The sequence below is a fragment of the Enterococcus sp. VV15 genome, from assembly GCF_005236045.1.
Classification (GTDB): Bacteria; Bacillota; Bacilli; order Lactobacillales; family Enterococcaceae; genus Enterococcus_B; species Enterococcus_B durans.
Genome location: NZ_QPTY01000038.1, coordinates 17,011 through 32,440, shown reverse-complemented (window position 1 = coordinate 32,440; position 15,430 = coordinate 17,011). Strand labels below are relative to the sequence as shown.

Sequence of the window (15,430 nt, the reverse complement as noted above, 5' to 3'; positions counted from 1 at the left end):
TTGTGGTTAAAAACATTGTACCGTAAAAGGGCTGTTACATGGCCTTTTATCTTTTACACAATTATATGGACTTTATCAAAATATTTCATACAAGAAGATGAGAGGAGTTTTTTAGCATGCCAACAGGAGTGTTGATTAATGCAGGTTCTGTATTATTTGGCGGATTGATCGGGGGGCTGGCGGGTAATAAATTAAGTGAAAATTTCAAAGCACAGTTGACGATGGTTTTCGGTGTCTGTTCAATGGGAATGGGGATCTATTCGATTGCGCCGATGAAAAATATGCCCGCAGTTATTTTCGCCTTGGTTATCGGTACAGCGATTGGACTGATCATCCATTTAGGACACGGAATCAATAAAGGGGCAGCCCTAATGCAAAAACCAATTTCTAAGATTTTCCCTAGCGAAAGATTAGGGATGTCCCACGAAGAATTTATCACTACGTTAGTAACTGTTATTGTTTTGTTCTGTGCTAGTGGAACAGGCATTTATGGTAGTTTAGATTCTGGGATGACTGGAGATAGCACGATTTTGATCTCAAAATCTGTGTTGGATTTTTTTACAGCAGCTATTTTTGCATGTAATCTCGGTTATGTTGTTTCGGTAGTGGCGATTCCGCAATTTATTATTTTCTATATTTTATTCTTATTGGCTAAATTCATTTATCCGTTGACAACACCTGATATAATTTTAGATTTTAAAGCATGTGGAGGATTCTTGATGGTAGCGACAGGTTTCCGAATGATCAATGTCAAGATGTTCCCAGTTGCAGATATGATACCGGCGATGATCGTGATCATGCCGTTGAGTTGGCTCTGGACAAACCTGATTATGCCAATGCTATAAGAAGATACATTTGAACGTTTGGTTAATGGAACGAACGATTGATTTAAAAAAGTATAAAATATGTAAGTACGCTTACATATTTTATACTTTTTTTGTTACAACTAATATTATATATGGTATAGTATTGGAGAGGAAATATTATTGTAATCTATAGAAGAAGGTGAAGGAATGCACATCCAAGTTCCGACGATATTGCTTGATGGGACAGTATTAGCTGCTTTAAGCAAAGAAGACATGTATGGTTATGCATTGACCAAAATTGTACAAGAAAGTTTATCTGTAAGTGAATCTACTATGTATCCAGTATTACGCAGATTGAAAAAAGAAGGTTTTTTAGAAACATATGATGAACCGTTTGAAGGAAGAAATCGCCGTTATTATCGCTTGACTTCATTAGGGCATAATCAATTAGAGGATATAATTGATGAATGGATCGTGTTTCGAGACTCTCTAAATCGACTATTGGAGGATAATAAGCATGAATGAATATTTAGATGAAGTATTTAATGAACTTCAAGAACTCCCTGAGGATGACCGTTTCGATCTAATCCAATATTATGAAGAATATTTTTTAGATTCTGGTAAAACGATGGAGAAGATCCTTGAAGAATATGGCACCCCTAAACAGTTTGCACTGAAATTAAAAATCAATTATTTCTCTGAATTGGATGATTCCAATGGAGGAAAAGTCAATACGAAAAGCTCAAAACGACAAGTACGTTTGATTTGGATGGTCATCATCGGGTTATGTGCTTCACCGTTATTGATTCCTCTAGCAATTGGTTTTATTGCAGTTATTTTCGGATTGATGCTGGCTTTGCTAATGATCATCGCAGCAATCTATGTTGGGTGTATCTCTATTCTAGGTGTAGGATTGTTTGCGATCATTTCGGGTGTTGGCGTTTTAGGACAATCTGTGACTAGCGGACTATTCTATGTTGGAATGGGCTTGTTTGCGACGGGAAGTGTAGTATTTTTTGTTCCAATACTATTAAAATTAACAAAACTATTGTTCCAGATGATGATGAATTTTGTGAAATGGGTAGGAAGACGATTTGTCACAAACAGAACGATCCATCCTTCAAAAATATAGTAGAAAGTAGAGGTGAAAAAAATGAAATTGAAGCATTTTTTACTAGCAGGAATTGGATTGATGGTTACTGGTGGATTGCTCGCTGGAGTAACTTATGCGTATGGTGCCCAAAAAAATTTAACATGGGAAAATGGACCAAAATTGATCGAAATGGCGCAAGAGACACAAAAGATCAGTGCAGATAAAAAAATTGATCGATTGGAGATCTCCGCAGAAAATCAAGCGGTTATAATCAAGCGTGGACTAGATTTCGAGATAACAACTGTTCACGAAAAGAAATCTAAACCGATTATTTCAGTAAAAGACAACACCTTAGCTATTGCTGGTAATGAAAAAGAGCGAAATACATTGATTAGTATGGAAGATGACACAGCAAAAATCATCATCACGATTCCTAAAAACATCGTTCTTTCAGAAATTAAAATTGAAGGAAACAACAGTCCAATCGAATTAGATGAAGTAAAGAGTAAAGCTCTCAGCACGAATACGTATGGTGGGGCACTTACACTTACGAATATTGACGTAGACAAGCTTACAGCAGATGATAAATTAGGATCGATCTATATCAATGACGAAACGATTCAACAAATGGCTGTATCAACTAGTGACAGTCAACTTTCTTTGAAAGACTTAGCAGCAAGTGCCAAAGGCAATATTGACTTACAAAATAGCCATCTAGATCTTTATGGAATGGAAGAAAATAATCTGGATCTCCAACTTTCTGGTGATTCTCATCTTGAAAAAAATGGTGAGGAGATAACTACAGAATCATTTGGTCAAAAGGATAAAACGTTAACGATAACTGGTCAAAATAGTATCGTACAGATATTAGACGATACGGAATCAGATTATGACGATTATAATGACTATGACTAAAAAGTGAGTAGGTCATTCTATTTTTATAATAAACTGAATAGTATTTAGTAGACAGCGAAGAACGAATTACTGGATTCTTCGCTGTTTTTCCATCGCTTAACTGTCAAAACTATAGTAAAATAGAGGGTGCGAGAGAAACATACAAATACATAGATAAAATAAGGTGGACGAGTCCAATGAAAATAGATGAATCAAAACGTCAGAAACTAGAGATAGAATTAACAAAATTACATAACGAAATAACGAGTCTTAGTGAAAATTATTATGACGTATTAAACGAACGAGTCATGATCGATTATCCTAAAAATTCAGAAGGTCGTCAGATGGAACAGGTGTACAATGAGGTATTCAAAAATCTATTGAAAGTGAAAAAAGAACTAGATTATTATTCTTTGCCGATTTTAGATACGGGAATCTTGAAGTATGACCAAGAAAAAGAGCGATTCATTTTTAAATCTGTTCGAGAGAATTTAGTTCTATCTGCAGGAATGGATCTAGAAATCTTAGTAGAGGATTATTTTACGGAAGAAAAACATTGGGTGCGAACAAGTTTAGAGTATCTTCCACAAGCTGCTGGAGGTCCACAGACACAGGGGTGGTATATCACAGAAGATAAAGAGTTAGAGCTTGAAGGTGCAATGGCGCGAATTAGAAAGAAACAGTTCACATAAAATATTGGTTGGAAGAAGGAAAAAGAATGAAAGAGAAAAAAGCAGTTTATGTCAATGGATATCTCGGGTTAGTTGGTTTGATCATACTGGTTGGAGCTGGGGCGGTTTTGTTCTATTTGGGAATGACGAATTCCAGTACTTTTGCAACGGTTATTGGCTTTATTTTTTTCTTTATAGCACTTATTTTACTTAGCTCGGCAACAGTGGTTAGTCCTAATCAAGCAAAAGTCATCTTGTTCTTTGGACAATATATCGGAACGATTAGAGAAAGCGGCTTTTTCTTGACTATTCCTTTCGCACAAAAAATAAGTATTTCGTTGAAAGTACGCAATTTCAACAGTTCAGTTTTGAAAGTCAATGATTTAGATGGTAATCCGATCGAAATATCTGCAGTCGTTGTTTTCAAAGTCGTGGATACGGCGAAGGCACTTTTTGATGTCGCTTATTATCATGATTTCGTGGAGATCCAAAGTGAAACAGCGATTCGGCATATTGCTAGTCAGTATCCCTATGATACATTCAATGATGACGATCTAACCTTGCGGGGAAATACGACGGCAGTTTCGGATGAATTGGCACAGGAACTGCAAGAACGTTTATCCGTTGCAGGAGTAGAAGTAATAGAAACTAGATTGAATCACTTGGCCTACGCAACAGAAATTGCTAGCGCAATGTTGCAGCGACAACAAGCAAAAGCTATTTTATCTGCTAGACAGACGATTGTCGAAGGCGCTGTAACAATGACTCAAATGGCATTAGAGCAAATCGAAGAAGGACAAGAAATCAATTTTACGGATGATCGGAAAGTACAACTCATCAATAATTTACTCGTTTCCATCATTACGGATAAAGGTACGCAGCCAGTGATCAATACTGGAAGTCTGCAAGAAAAATAGAAAATAATTTTAAGCGTGGAACGAATAAGTTCGTTTGTTTCACGCTTACAGAATAAAAGGCTGAAGCAGAAGCAATCACTTCTGTTTCAACCTTTTTTTCGTGTTATTGTAGTAGAAATGACAAATTTGAAAGAAACTCGACAGTTGAATCGAAGGTAAAGACCAATTTTTTTTACTATAATAAACTTATCAAATTTGAAAGAAGGAGAAGAAATGAAAAAACTTCTAATTGGTCTGGTCGCTTTTGTTATCATTGCTTTTGCTGGTGTAAAGGTGGCAGATTATGTTGTTATGGGTGGCGATAGTTACTATGTACAAATAACGACGAATGGTGAAAAAGAAGTCAGTAAACCCGATAATATCCAACAATATGTTGGATATAAATATTGTCTGCCAGGTTATGATGCAGATGGAAGCAAAAAAATATTAGAATTTAGAGGGCAACAACCACGTCCATTGAGAAAAGGTGCCTATCTAAAGATCACCTGGAATAAAAATAAAGGAGTAACTTCGTATGAAGAAGTTCAAAAGGAAGATATTCCAAAGACAGCCCAAGAAAAATTAAGTAAAGGATAGAGGATAAATGGAAAAAATCGTTGAGGTTCAAAATGTAACAAAAGTATACGGTAAAAACAATGAGAAAAAGACTCAAGCACTGAATGGAATCAGCTTTGAAGTAGAAAAAGGCGAATTCATTGGTATAATGGGTGCTTCTGGTTCTGGTAAATCCACACTATTGAACATTTTATCTACATTAGATAAACCCACTGAAGGATCGATTCGAATCAATCAAAAAGATGTGACAAAATTAAAAGGAAATCAATTAGCTGATTTTCGATCAAAAGAAATCGGATTTATTTTTCAAGATTTCAACTTATTAGAAAATTTAACTGCTCAAGAAAATATTGCAGTTCCACTTTCTTTACAAGGTGTTCGGGCAAAAGAGATCAAACAGCGAGTGAAAAAAATCGCTGAACGTTTATCGATTTCTCATATTTTAGAAAGTTATCCGTCTGAAATTTCAGGTGGTCAAAAACAACGGGTTGCTGCAGCGCGGGCCTTGATTACCCAACCTACGATCTTATTAGGTGATGAACCAACAGGTGCCTTGGATTCAAAAAGCGCTCGTGATTTGTTGGATACGATGGAAGAACTAAATACAAAAGACGAGGTGTCGATTCTTTTGGTTACCCATGATCCTTTTTCAGCAAGTTATTGTCAACGCATTTTATTTATCAAAGATGGGGGCATTCACCAAGAAGTGAAGCGCGGAGACCAAAGTCGAGATTCTTTTTATCGACAAATCTTATCCATTTTAGGAAATTTGGAACAGTAAGGGGGAAAAGAAAATGCTTTGGAAACTATCACTTACTGGAATCAAAAGTCGATTAAGGGATTACATTGTCTTGTTTTCAGGTTTAGTTATGGCATCTGCCATCTTTTATATGTTTGAATCGATGGCAAGTAATAAAGATTTTTTAACACATAATTCATCCGTGTCGATGATAGTGATCATCTTTCAGATAGGTTCTGTTTTATTGGGAATCATCACATTTGTCTACATTCTTTACGCAAATTCATTTTTGATGACGATGCGGCAAAAAGATTATGCGATGTTCATGATGTTGGGTGCAAAAGGAAGAAAAATTGCACAAATGATCTTTTCGGAAACATTTATCGTTGGAATAGTGGCTACAGTAGTTGGTTCTGTCTTGGGCGTAGGGCTTACTAGTATCGTTCAAAAATTACTAGTCGATCAATTAAATGTTACGATCACCCATTTTTCACCTTTGAATCTAAAAGGATTGATTATCACATTCATCTTTTTTGCAATCTTGTTTTTACTAGCAGCATTTGTCAATGCATTCTCAATTGTAAAAAAAACGATCTTGACACTTATACGTGCAGATCAAACACCAACTAGAATGAAACAACATAAGTTTTTATTTTTATTAGAAGTTATTTTAGGAATTGTTTTCTTAGGTATTGGTTATTATATGATGGCAAATGTACTAGAATACCAGTTAATGGCTATTGTCGTAGCTTTAGTAACAATTGTTCTAGGTACTTATTTCATTTTCCATTCGGTTATTATTTTCTTCTTGTCGTTATTGAAGAAAACAGAAAGTATTTCAATGCGTAAATTGAATAATTTTACGTTGTCACAATTAAGTTTTAGAATTCGTGAGTATACTCAAATGCTGTCGATGGTAGCGATGCTGTTAGCTTTAGCTTTGGGTGCGTTGACTGTTGGATTAGGATTTAAGAATGAGATTATGACATTCACAAATAAGGTTTCTGCTTATGATGTCATTTTGAACAATGCACAAAAAGTCGATCAACAAAAAGTTTCTGATTTACAGTTGAAGGTCAATGCGACTTATGCTCAAAAAGAAGATGCACAATATGTGTATTACAATTATAGTGACTTTGAAAAAACACCTTTGAAATATATTTCAAATAATGGGAATTCGATCAATGACTCAAAAATTGCAGAAGTAAGTGCAAAAAATCTAGTGGAGCAGTTGCCGATGCAAGATGAATTGCGTTCGTATGAATTACCAGAACAACAAGGTAAAGAAATCAAAGTAGTGCAGTCAACTGAATTTGAACAATTGAATCTTCCTCAAACGACACTGCAACTGGTTCAAGTGAAAGATTTTGTTGCTGATCTAGATCAAATTGAAACATTGGTAAAAGAAAACAGCGAGAACAATCCAACGTTGCAAACTAATAATGCAAGCTTCAATCAAAAATTCACCATGTATCAACTGTTCAACGGTATGTATTCTGGTTTTGAATTTATGGGCTTCTTCCTAGGTATCGCCTTCTTGACGATGTTGGCAAGTTGCTTGATGTTCAAGATCCTTTCAGGAAGTAAAAGTGACATCAGCAGATATGAAATGTTGGAAAAAATCGGTGCTAAACGTAATCTATTGAAACAGTCCATCCGACGAGAAATTGGCGTGCTTTTCCTAGCACCAGGTATCTTAGGTGCAATACACGTTGTTTTCGGTTTAGAGATGTTTACAGTATTGATGAGTGATCCGTACCATGATATCTGGATTCCATTTTTGATTTTCTTTGTTTTATACTTTGTTTATTATGTCTTGACTACATGGCTATACACAAGTATCGTTTTGAAAAGAGAAAAATAAATGAAAGAAGAACCTACAGTATGCGGGTCGACTTTGTAGTCGGTTCGCGTACTGTAGGTTCTTTTTAGCTTATTTGAATTTACTTTGGATCCATAGTAAGTTATCGATCGTTAAGATGCTTAGTAATGGAACTGTATCTGCTTTGACCTGGACCACTGGAGTTTGAGGGATTTCTCTAGCGGATAGTCGTTGGAGTACTTCAAAAATCGTCAATACTTTAGTTGTAGAAAAATAATCAGGTTTTTTAGCTGTTCGTTTGAAGTTTGAAACATCTAAGTTTGTCAGTGACATTTCATTTTTATTCCATGAAACTGGCACAACGAATGACTCTTTTTTAGTAGATGTTTCAACAACTGATTTTTCTTCTTTCTTAGGCTCATCATATTTTGTCAGATCATATGCTTTGATGATCGCATTCAATTTATTTGCATATTGTTTATCTGTCGCATAGCGACCTTCTAGATATTTTGTTGCTTCTTTATAGGTTTTTGCTTCTGATTTCCATGTGGGTTTATAAAAATCTTTGTTATGAGATAATCCATTTTTGATTAATTTTGCATAATCTTCTAGACTTTCTTTATAAGAAGGATATTGGCGGAAAGATGCTCGGATTTGATAGTTTGAACCCGATTCATCTTGTTCTAGTGTATTGAATGAAACACTTTTTCCTTGATAATCCCCTTTGATACCAAACAGATTATAGTTTGGTTCACTGGATAATAAGCTGTTGCCTGAGCCACTTTCTAGAATTGCTTGAGCCATCATAACGGAAGCGTAGATGCCTTCTTTTTGTCCGATTTCTTGAGCACTATCGGCAATTTTTTTCAAAAATTGATCAGTCGTTTGATTTTTTGAAAAGTTGAAATCTCCAAGGCCATCTAAAATAGATGAATTTGCTAGAGAACCATTTGCAATTGGTAAACCTGCAATATTCACACGGACAGCGAAATTAGGTGTATAATCGGCGATCGAAGTGATCCGTACTTTATCACCTGGTTGAGGTGCGTGGATGTATAAGCCGTTTCCAAGATAGATACCGACGTGATGTGTAACTCCAGAAGAAGGTCCCCAGAATACTAAATCTCCAGGCTGTGCTTGGTCCACAGGAATTTGCGTACCGGCATATTGTTGTTCACCAGTCCAGCCACCAATATAGTGACCTGTAGCTTGCATGTAAACATAATAAGCTAGACCGGAACAATCAAATGTGGATGGACCTTTTGCACCCCAAACATAGGGACTACCTAAATACTTATAAGCTTCTCTGACGATTGCCTGTTGGACAGCAGTCGTGTTGGCTGGTAAAAGAGATTCAATCGGTGTTTTGACAACAAAATCAGAAGAATTAGTTCCCGGATTTTCGATGCCTGATTGACCTGTTGAACCAGAAGGCTGTTGGTTGTTAGACTGACTATTAGAGACACCGCCATTGTTTGCGGAAACAACTGAGTCATTGTTTGTACCAGTCGAAGGTTTTGACTGATTGTTCGAATTTCCATTTGGTTTGCTAGAATTACCAGGATTTCCATTATTGCCACTGTTTTGGTTTGTTGATCCACCAGTATTCGAACCATTAGAAGATCCAGTTGAGCCTCCGCTTGATCCTGTTGATCCGCCATTCGATGTTTCTGTAGTTGATTCGAATTTAGCAGAAAGTGTCATATCGATGACGCCAATAGTAAAAGTATGTTGCTGATAGTCGACTTCTTGCGCACCGTTCACTTCGAAAGAGACTAATTTTTCATCTTTTGAAGGGGAGATTTCATAGGAAATCTTGGTGCCCTCTTTTAATCCTCTAACTACTCCAGATGAATCGATCGTCAATTCTTTTTCTTCTGTAGTGTCCGTAGCGACGGTACTTAATTTGATTTTTCCTAATAGTGCCGGATCGATCGTAACTGTACGCGTAGCTGTTTCTTCTGTTGACCCATCTGGTGATTCTGATGAATCAGTAGTAGACGATTCGGTTGTAGATGACTCAGTTGTAGAAGAACTAGTAGACGATTCAGTCATCGAAGAACTTGTTGTGGCTGTTCCAGTAGAAGATGAATCAGTTAAATCTGAACTGGTAAGAGTGGAAGAGTTTGTCGTTTTTTGAGCGACGATTGAGCTTTCAGTTGTCTGTGTTGATTGTTCATCTGCAAACACAGACTGTGTCGACAAAATAGTTGGAGCAATCAGCCATGATGTGGCGAGTAGGCGTATTGCTTTATTTTTTTTCATAATCAAATACTCCTTTTCTTTTAAACGTTTAGTAGCGTAGTCTTTTATTTTTCATAACAGCAGTGAATTTGTACTTTCAGTAAATTGACTCTGCGTTTGCCATTCGATAAAAGCACTGAGTTGTTACTCACAATGCTTTGATATTCAGTATAAGGCACTACCATTTATTTGTTGGGGGAACAAATGGGGGGAATGGTCATGCTAATTAAATTGTACCAAAGGTGGAGCAATTCTACAAAATATTTGTAAAAATAACGGTCGTAAAACATAAAAAACTTGTCAAAACATGAAATTTGTCGCACATGTTTTGGCAAGTTCCTCTTGTTATGTTTTTTTTAATGGAGCAGTCGAAGCTCTTTTTTCTAATTTTACAGGTAATAGTTCTTCTTCCCATTCCTTAGTGGGCGATTGGATCCGTGACAATAATAATTTAGCAGAAGCTTTGCCCAACTCAACGATTGGTTGGGCGATGGTGGTGAGTTTAGGTTTAACATATTCACACATGTCGATGTTATCATAGCCGATGATACTGTAATCATCAGGAATTGATTTACCTTTCTCCTCCAGTCCGCGATAAAGACCAAAAGCTAATTCATCATTCAATGCGAAAATTGCAGTTGTCGCAGATTCAATGATGCTTGATACAGCTTGATACCCACCTTGCTTGGAGAACAGTGTGGGCAATAGCAGTAACTGATCGTGAGAATGTTGGTAGAAGTCTAATGCGTGTTTGAATCCTTCAATTCGTAGCTGGATATTTTCTGGTGGATTCTCAGGGTAAACAAGCGCAATATTTTCATGGCCTAGCGATAATAAATGAACACCTGCAAGATATCCACCACGAAAATCATCTGTTCGGACAGAGTCGCTGAATCCATGTGATTTTTTTTGATCAAGCACGATGTAAGGACGTCCATGCTTTTTTAAATTTTCATTGATTGCTGATGTCGAGATGGCAGAAGTGGCAATGATGAATCCATCTACTCCACGTCGTGTAAGTTCAGCTAGATACTCAATTTCTTTTTGATGATCAGAATCAGCATTGCATAGGATCGTCACGAAATGTTGCTGATACAAAACCTCTTCGATTCCCCGCATCAATATATTGAAAAAAGGGTTCGTGATGTCTGGTACGAGGACACCGATAGTTTTTGTTTCTTTTGTGATCATCTGACGGGCAAGATAATCAGGCTGATACCCTAATTCCTTTTTTGAGGCAAAGACTTTTTCGACCGTTTTTGGACTAAATTTTGCTTCATTACCATTTAAAATCAATGAGACAGTAGCAATCGATACACCAGAGTGTTTCGCTACGTCTTTGATCGTTATCTTTTTTTTTTCCATACTTACTACTCCTATCTAGCTATTAACGCTATTTTCCCATGAAAAATGAAAGAAGTAAATGGAAAGAATGCATAGTTGCATCATTATTCCTTCGCCTTTTCGATTGCTGAAATAACTTCTTTCGTAGAACGGATTCGGGCCGTTTTAGGGAAGATTTTTTCAAAAAAGACGTGATGTAATTCAAGATCTCTATCTGCGCAAGCATCTTCGACCACGATGACATGATAGCCATATTGAAATGCGTCTAACGCAGTTGCGTATACGCCATTAGACGTAGCAACGCCAGACAAAATAATCGTGTTGATTTGACGGCGGCGAAGCTGGAGATCTAAAGAAGTACCAAAAAAAGCGCTAGGATTGTATTTTGTGACCGTCAATGTATTTGTTGTATTCTCTAAATAGGGAGCTAACAGCAAATCTGTAAATTCCTTTGGGATAACAGGGACTGCTGCTTGTTTAGCTAATTCGTTTTTAGTACTCAAATAGCGGAATTCAGTGATATCTACATTGACTAAGACATTTAACGCGTCAGTATTTTTCAAGTGTTGTGCCAATTCCACATTGTTTGCTAAAACATCAGCGGAATCATTAGGGAACAATTGTCCTGAACCGAGAATCCCTTTTTGAAGATCAATCGCGACAAATGCGGTATGATCAAGTACAAGGTTAAGTGACTTTATTGTATTCATGGTTGTCCTTCTTTCAAAAATAGATTGTTTCCCTGTAAGTAAATCATATTTTGTTTATTTGTCAATGAATACTTGTTCCTACCTTTAGTCTAGTAGCGTTCAATGGTAGAATAAAGAGAAGAAAGCGTATACGAAAAAGAAATATCGTGAAGATAGGAGAATACGAATGGAGTATGTAGAAGTAAAAAACGAGTTTAAGCGCTATAAAATGGGAGAAACAACGATCACAGCGAATGAAGATATTTCTTTCTCCATTAAAAAAGGTGAATTGGTGATTATTCTTGGACCAAGTGGTGCGGGAAAATCAACTGTTTTAAATATATTAGGCGGTATGGATCAACCAGATGAAGGACAAATCATTATTGATGGGACAAATATTGCGCAGTTCAATGACAAACAATTGACAGCCTATCGAAGAACAGATGTTGGTTTTGTGTTTCAATTTTATAATCTTGTTCCTAATCTGACTGCCAAAGAAAATGTCGAACTTGCTACTGAAGTTTCACCGGATGCACTAGATCCAGAAGAAGTGTTGGGGCAAGTAGGGTTAGCCCATCGTTTGGAAAATTTCCCTTCACAATTATCTGGTGGTGAGCAGCAACGTGTTTCGATTGCACGGGCACTAGCCAAAAATCCAAAACTATTGTTGTGTGATGAACCAACTGGGGCGTTAGATTTCGAAACAGGAAAACAAGTGTTGAAACTATTGCAAAATGCCAGTAGAGAGCATGGAAATACAGTGTTGATCATCACACATAATTCTGCTTTAGCTCCAATCGCAGACCGAGTGATCCGTATCAATGATGCAAAGGTCCGCTCCGTTGAAGTCAATGATACTCCTTCATCCATTGATGATCTCGTATGGTAAGGAGATAGTTATGAAAACAAAAACATATCTTAAAGCAAGTTTTAGAGAAATAAAGCAGTCAAAAGGGCGATTTATTGCGATTGTGTTGATCATTATGCTAGGAACGCTACTTTTCGTAGGAGTTAAAACAGCTGGTCCAGTCATGCAAAAAACGATGGCTCACTATGTCGATCAGAAAAATTTGTCAGATCTACAAGTGATTTCCACAGCTGGATTGACTGAAGACGACTTGATGCAAGCCAAAAAAGTCCCACATGCGCAAGTTGAGACAGGCAAACAGATTTATTACGCAAATGCCCAAAAAAACGAAGTAGCACAAATTTTCTCGTATACGGATACAGCAAAACAAAATAAATTGAAGGTTGTTGAAGGGCATCTACCTGAAAAACAAGGGGAAATAGTCTTAGACGAAAAAGCCAAAAATTCTGGCTATAAAATAGGGGATTCTTATACGATCGATTCCGAAGATCTAGTTCAAAAAGAATACAAAGTCGTGGGTTTTGTGCGTTCTCCTTTATTTATCAATAATTTAGAACGTGGTTATGCAAATGTTGGTAACGGAAGAGTGGATTACTTTGCTTATCTGTCGGAATCAGACTTCAATACAACGATTGATTCCGTTATCTATCTTACGTTCACCAATGTCACAGATTTAGATACTTACAGCCAAGCCTATGAAGATCGAATGGCTAAAAATCAGGAAACTGTTGAAACAATCTTTCAGGACAGACCAACACAACGGCTGGATGAGCTCAAAAAACAAGCAACAGCAGACTTACAACCTGCGCAACAAAAAATCGAGGATAGCCAAAGTCAATTGGATGCAGCAGTAAGCCAACTTGAGTCTGCAAAAACACAAATGACGCAACAAATGGCGGCAATCGAGCAACTGCCTGAAATACAGCGTGACACAGCTTTGAACGAGCTTTCTGAACAGCAAGCACAATTAGCGCAACAAGAACAAGCATTAGCAGAACAACAGCAAAAACTCATTGAATCAGAAGAGACGATCAAAGAAAACCAAGAGAAAATAAATACGTTAGAAAAGCCGACCTACCGTTATCAGGAACGATCTGAAAATGTTGGCTTTCAGGAATTTGGAGATCTAGCTGAACGTATTGCTGCTATTGCGAATGTCTTTCCAGTATTTTTCTTCTTTATTGCGGCATTGATCACTTTTACGACGATGACACGAATGGTCGAAGAAAATCGCAGAGAAATTGGTACGTTAAAAGCATTAGGCTATACAAAATTGGAGATTGCCAAAAAGTATGCGATTTATGCCACACTTGCTTCTGGAATTGGCATACTTTTAGGAACGGTACTGGGAACCAATTTGTTGCCAAGAATCATCTTTGAACTGTCAAATGAGCAATATGATATTGGTTCAGCCGTTATCTTTTATGATTGGGCGCCAATTATTCAAGCAGCAGTTGCTTTCTTTATTGCAGCGTTTGGCGCGGCGATGCTCGTTTTATTTAAAGATCTACGAGAAAAGCCAGCTGCTCTTCTCCAACCCAAAGCACCAAAACCAGGAAAGCGGATCTTGCTAGAGTATATCAAGCCACTATGGTCTCGACTTAGCTTTAATCAAAAAATCAGTTATCGGAATCTTTTTCGATATAAATCAAGAATGCTGATGGCGATCATCGGAATTGCTGGCTGTGCGGGTTTGATGGTAGCCGGGGTAGGGCTGAAAGACTCATTAAGTTCGGTTTCCGAGAAACAATTCGGACCAATCACAGACTACCAAGCAATTATCACAATCGACCAAAGCGCTGATAAAAGTGCAGATATAGCAAAACAGACATTGGAAGACGATCCTAAGTTCAAGGCGCTTCTCGCGGTCGACATGCAGACACTTGAGTTGCGGAAAAAAGGGCAAGCCTCGCAAAGCCTGACGATGATTGCACCAAAAGAGAAGAACCAGCTAGAAAACTTTATCCATCTGCTAGGAACAGATGGACAAGCTCGGGAATTACCGAATGATGGTATCGCGATCACACAAAAAGCGGCGGAGTTGTTTGGTCTAGCTAAAGGTAATACTGTTTCTTTATACACAGATGATCAAAAAGAGTTAAAAGTAAAAATCCGTGAAGTTTTACAGAATTATTTAGGGAATTTTGTTTATATGAATGCAGATTATTACCACAAAGTATCAGGAAAATCTGCTGAAACAAATGCCTTTTTAGTTCAAACAGATGCTATGACAAAAGACCAAGAGGATCATTTATCAGAAAAATTATTAGAAACGGGTAGCGTGACGAACACATCCTTTGTTTCAAAACAAATAGAAACACAGGAAGAATCTATGGCAAACTTAGATTCCGTTGTTTTGATCTTTGTCGTTTTATCTGGTTTATTAGCGTTTATTGTATTGTACAATTTAACGAACATCAACATCTCCGAGCGGGTACGTGAATTGTCTACGATCAAAGTACTAGGATTCTTCGATAAAGAAGTGACGATGTACATTGTTAGAGAAAACATTATTTTCACCTTGCTTGGTATTATTGGTGGATTTGGTATTGGGTATGTATTGACGGACTTCATTTTACGACAAGCCTCTATGGAAAATGTCATCTTTCCATTAGTGATTACTTGGAAAGCTTATGCACTTTCAAGTATTTTAACGATCTTGTTTACCGTGATCGTAATGATCGTGACTCACTTCAAGTTAAAACATATCAATATGATTGATGCACTAAAATCAAATGAATAGAAGGAAACAAACGAAATTGTAGAATGTTTCGTTCTAAAAGCCTGT

The 15,430-nt window shown here is 37.1% G+C and carries 14 protein-coding genes; 11 read left to right on the top strand and 3 right to left on the bottom strand.

The annotated features are described in order from the left end of the window. Window positions 1-116: 116 nt before the first annotated feature. The 9 genes from DVW83_RS12070 (at window position 117) to DVW83_RS12030 (ending at window position 7,539) form a co-directional block, all read left to right on the top strand. Complete coding sequence (locus DVW83_RS12070) at window positions 117-845, top strand: DUF554 domain-containing protein (protein WP_104662075.1); 729 nt, start codon at window positions 117-119, stop codon at window positions 843-845. Window positions 846-1,013: 168 nt separating this feature from the next. Continuing rightward, on the top strand, window positions 1,014-1,331 hold the full coding sequence (locus DVW83_RS12065; RefSeq protein ID WP_005877447.1) for a PadR family transcriptional regulator: 318 nt from the start codon (window positions 1,014-1,016) through the stop codon (window positions 1,329-1,331). After that, entirely contained in the window at window positions 1,324-1,938 is a 615-nt protein-coding gene (locus DVW83_RS12060) for a DUF1700 domain-containing protein (protein ID WP_104661673.1), read from the top strand. Before DVW83_RS12065 ends, DVW83_RS12060 begins: the two co-directional genes overlap by 8 nt. 21 nt (window positions 1,939-1,959) lie before the next feature. Beyond that, window positions 1,960-2,814 (top strand): DUF4097 family beta strand repeat-containing protein, encoded by an 855-nt coding sequence (locus DVW83_RS12055; RefSeq protein ID WP_104661672.1) that lies wholly within the window; start codon window positions 1,960-1,962, stop codon window positions 2,812-2,814. A gap of 176 nt (window positions 2,815-2,990) precedes the next feature. Further along, entirely contained in the window at window positions 2,991-3,485 is a 495-nt protein-coding gene (locus DVW83_RS12050; protein ID WP_104661671.1) for a DUF5348 domain-containing protein, read from the top strand. Between the two features lie 26 nt (window positions 3,486-3,511). Next, on the top strand, window positions 3,512-4,381 hold the full coding sequence (locus DVW83_RS12045) for an SPFH domain-containing protein (RefSeq protein ID WP_104661670.1): 870 nt from the start codon (window positions 3,512-3,514) through the stop codon (window positions 4,379-4,381). A gap of 213 nt (window positions 4,382-4,594) precedes the next feature. Continuing rightward, window positions 4,595-4,957: a YxeA family protein gene (locus DVW83_RS12040; RefSeq protein ID WP_104661669.1), complete on the top strand. Its 363-nt coding sequence runs from the start codon at window positions 4,595-4,597 to the stop codon at window positions 4,955-4,957. Window positions 4,958-4,964: 7 nt separating this feature from the next. Further along, window positions 4,965-5,717, top strand: coding sequence for an ABC transporter ATP-binding protein (locus DVW83_RS12035; protein WP_005877460.1), 753 nt, complete (start codon window positions 4,965-4,967; stop codon window positions 5,715-5,717). 13 nt (window positions 5,718-5,730) lie between these two features. Continuing rightward, entirely contained in the window at window positions 5,731-7,539 is a 1,809-nt protein-coding gene (locus tag DVW83_RS12030; protein ID WP_104661668.1) for an ABC transporter permease, read from the top strand. 69 nt (window positions 7,540-7,608) lie between these two features. On the opposite strand, the gene DVW83_RS12025 is transcribed toward DVW83_RS12030, so the two are convergent. The 3 genes from DVW83_RS12025 to DVW83_RS12015 all read right to left on the bottom strand — a co-directional run bounded on the left by DVW83_RS12025 (window position 7,609) and on the right by DVW83_RS12015 (window position 11,795). Next, window positions 7,609-9,762: a glucosaminidase domain-containing protein gene (locus DVW83_RS12025; protein WP_104661667.1), complete on the bottom strand. Its 2,154-nt coding sequence runs from the start codon at window positions 9,760-9,762 to the stop codon at window positions 7,609-7,611. A gap of 324 nt (window positions 9,763-10,086) precedes the next feature. Beyond that, window positions 10,087-11,106: a ribose utilization transcriptional repressor RbsR gene (rbsR, locus tag DVW83_RS12020; RefSeq protein ID WP_104661666.1), complete on the bottom strand. Its 1,020-nt coding sequence runs from the start codon at window positions 11,104-11,106 to the stop codon at window positions 10,087-10,089. An 83-nt stretch (window positions 11,107-11,189) separates the two neighbouring features. Further along, window positions 11,190-11,795, bottom strand: a complete 606-nt coding sequence (locus DVW83_RS12015) for an isochorismatase family protein (protein WP_104661665.1) — start codon at window positions 11,793-11,795, stop codon at window positions 11,190-11,192. Between the two features lie 166 nt (window positions 11,796-11,961). Between DVW83_RS12015 and DVW83_RS12010 the strand changes: the two genes are divergently transcribed. Then, on the top strand, window positions 11,962-12,663 hold the full coding sequence (locus DVW83_RS12010) for an ABC transporter ATP-binding protein (RefSeq protein WP_104661664.1): 702 nt from the start codon (window positions 11,962-11,964) through the stop codon (window positions 12,661-12,663). A 10-nt stretch (window positions 12,664-12,673) separates the two neighbouring features. Next, entirely contained in the window at window positions 12,674-15,385 is a 2,712-nt protein-coding gene (locus DVW83_RS12005; RefSeq protein ID WP_104661663.1) for an ABC transporter permease, read from the top strand. Window positions 15,386-15,430: the final 45 nt, after the last annotated feature.

Excerpts from the sequence above, each read along its gene's own strand:
- DVW83_RS12045 (WP_104661670.1), top strand. The coding sequence starts at position 3,512 with ATGAAAGAGAAAAAAGCAGTTTATGTCAATGGATATCTCGGGTTAGTT.
- DVW83_RS12055 (WP_104661672.1), top strand. The coding sequence starts at position 1,960 with ATGAAATTGAAGCATTTTTTACTAGCAGGAATTGGATTGATGGTTACT.
- DVW83_RS12005 (WP_104661663.1), top strand. The coding sequence starts at position 12,674 with ATGAAAACAAAAACATATCTTAAAGCAAGTTTTAGAGAAATAAAGCAG.
- DVW83_RS12060 (WP_104661673.1), top strand. The coding sequence starts at position 1,324 with ATGAATGAATATTTAGATGAAGTATTTAATGAACTTCAAGAACTCCCT.
- DVW83_RS12010 (WP_104661664.1), top strand. The coding sequence starts at position 11,962 with ATGGAGTATGTAGAAGTAAAAAACGAGTTTAAGCGCTATAAAATGGGA.
- DVW83_RS12035 (WP_005877460.1), top strand. The coding sequence starts at position 4,965 with ATGGAAAAAATCGTTGAGGTTCAAAATGTAACAAAAGTATACGGTAAA.
- rbsR (WP_104661666.1), bottom strand. The coding sequence starts at position 11,106 with ATGGAAAAAAAAAAGATAACGATCAAAGACGTAGCGAAACACTCTGGT.
- DVW83_RS12025 (WP_104661667.1), bottom strand. The coding sequence starts at position 9,762 with ATGAAAAAAAATAAAGCAATACGCCTACTCGCCACATCATGGCTGATT.
- DVW83_RS12015 (WP_104661665.1), bottom strand. The coding sequence starts at position 11,795 with ATGAATACAATAAAGTCACTTAACCTTGTACTTGATCATACCGCATTT.
- DVW83_RS12065 (WP_005877447.1), top strand. The coding sequence starts at position 1,014 with ATGCACATCCAAGTTCCGACGATATTGCTTGATGGGACAGTATTAGCT.
- DVW83_RS12040 (WP_104661669.1), top strand. The coding sequence starts at position 4,595 with ATGAAAAAACTTCTAATTGGTCTGGTCGCTTTTGTTATCATTGCTTTT.
- DVW83_RS12070 (WP_104662075.1), top strand. The coding sequence starts at position 117 with ATGCCAACAGGAGTGTTGATTAATGCAGGTTCTGTATTATTTGGCGGA.
- DVW83_RS12030 (WP_104661668.1), top strand. The coding sequence starts at position 5,731 with ATGCTTTGGAAACTATCACTTACTGGAATCAAAAGTCGATTAAGGGAT.
- DVW83_RS12050 (WP_104661671.1), top strand. The coding sequence starts at position 2,991 with ATGAAAATAGATGAATCAAAACGTCAGAAACTAGAGATAGAATTAACA.